1 protein-coding gene and 1 pseudogene are annotated in these 1,221 nt (G+C 64.1%); one reads left to right on the top strand and one right to left on the bottom strand.

Going from position 1 to position 1,221, the window contains the following annotated elements:
• Positions 1–96: 96 nt before the first annotated feature.
• Positions 97–225, top strand: a pseudogene (locus tag IVB48_RS32465) (transposase); the annotation flags it as partial.
• A 314-nt stretch (positions 226–539) separates the two neighbouring features.
• On the opposite strand, the gene IVB48_RS32460 reads toward IVB48_RS32465, so the two are convergent.
• Positions 540–1,221 (bottom strand): transposase (locus tag IVB48_RS32460; RefSeq protein WP_247406526.1); only part of this gene is annotated, 682 nt, incomplete at its 5' end.

The following is a 1,221-nucleotide window of genomic DNA, read 5'->3' as shown; positions in this document are numbered from 1 at the left end:
ATCGTCAGCCGTGTTCGCCTCCGCACCTGATCGCGATCACTGGAATCCGTGATCACCATCGCCTGGAACACCTGATCACCATCCCTGGAATGCGCAATCGAGAGCTACGCGCTGAAGTACGAGAAGGCCGCCGATTGCCTGAGCAAGGATCGAGACACGCTACTGGCGTTCTACGACTTCCCGGCCGAGCACTGGAAACACTTGCGGACGACGGATGAGATGGACAAGCGATTTTTTTCATGACCGAGATGACGATTGCAGAAATCGCGTACGTCCATTCTTTTGTTCGGCTGCGCCGCGGGCCATTCTTCCGTCCCGGCCATCGATCTCGCAGCCGCCGCGCGCAGGGGCGGTCAAGGCTGGCCGCGTTTGCGGCCACCGCAAGGCTTGGCCTTGACCGGCCCGAGCACGGCGGCATGCTGGCGTGGAACGGGACTGCATTCCTGGCTGGCACTTGCCATCAGGCGGGATTATCCTTGGTGGGCGGGCGACCTCGTGGCGAAGCGTGGCGCATCGGCTGCAAGCGCCACCAGGCTGCCCTATTTTGTCTTGCCGAGTTGAGGCGCCCGCGCGCCGGTTTTTGGCCGCCGTGGTTTCCATTGCGTCACCAAGCGCTCGTAGCTTTGCTCCGCCTGTGCGGCAATCAACATCTCGCGGTCGCGCAATGCCTTGATGTTGTAGGCATACGCTGGCCCACGCCGGCTGCCTTTCTGTTGCGGATGTCCGGCTTGAAGCTGCATCGCGCGGGTCTTAATGGCGACCAGTGCCGGGCGCGCCCACAGGTAATCCTCGCCCTTCGTCAACAAATGCCAGCAAAGCACGGTGAGCTTCCGGGCCACGGCCACCGCGGCGATCTGATGGCCGCGCCGGGCGCGGATGCGCACGAAAAACGCATGCAGCGGACCTGGCGCCTTGGCCGCTGCCCAGGCCGCCTCGACCAGCATGGCGCGCGCGTGACTGCGGCCGATCTTGCTGATGCGGCCGTGATGGGCGGCGCCCAGTCCGGACTGCCGTACCCGCGGGTTCAGCCCAAAATAGCTCACCAGCTTCTGCGGGCTGTTGAACCGGCTGATGTCGCCGATCGCCGCCATGATGCCGGCAGCGACCGCCAAGTTGACGCCGGTGATCGTCATCAATCTGTTGACCGCGGAATCGTCGATGGCGTCCTGCGCGATCTCGCGGTCGAGCAGGGCCAGATCTTCCGCCAGCCGGTCAAGCTCG

This window comes from Bradyrhizobium sp. 76 (assembly GCF_023073025.1).
Lineage (GTDB): Bacteria > Pseudomonadota > Alphaproteobacteria > Rhizobiales > Xanthobacteraceae > Bradyrhizobium.
The sequence above is the reverse complement of the archived record's forward strand: the minus strand, read 5'-3'. Positions and strand labels throughout refer to the sequence as shown.